The sequence below is a fragment of the Mesotoga sp. BH458_6_3_2_1 genome, from assembly GCF_003664995.1.
Taxonomy (GTDB): Bacteria; Thermotogota; Thermotogae; order Petrotogales; family Kosmotogaceae; genus Mesotoga.
This window is the reverse complement of record NZ_JFHL01000023.1, coordinates 34,157-34,641: the sequence shown is the minus strand read 5'-3', so window position 1 is coordinate 34,641 and position 485 is coordinate 34,157.

Sequence of the window (485 nt, the reverse complement as noted above, 5' to 3'; positions counted from 1 at the left end):
TATTCTCACATGCAACTCACAACTTGGAACTGTTCTTTTCGGAGAACGGGGAACCGCTCAACGGCCAACCGGTTTGACTTCGCTCTTTCCAACACCCAACCTGCTACCTCTGACCACTTGCGTAAGCCCAGATCCCGAAAAGAGTTTGGGATGACACTCTTTGCGTTATTCATACATGATTCTGCCCAGAATTCGATTCGTTAAACTATTGAAGAGGACGATCTCATCCTTGGGAAGACTGATCGTTGTTTACAGCGGGCGTGCAGCCGCACGCCCCTACATCCGTTTGGATCGAATCTATTCTCACATGCAACTCACAACTTGGAACTGTTCTTTTCGGAGAACGGGGAACCGCTCAACGGCCAACCGGTTTGACTTCGCTCTTTCCAACACCCAACCTGCTACCTCTGACCACTTGCGTAAGCCCAGATCCCGAAAAGAGTTTGGGATGACACTCTTTGCGTTATTCATACATGATTCTGCCC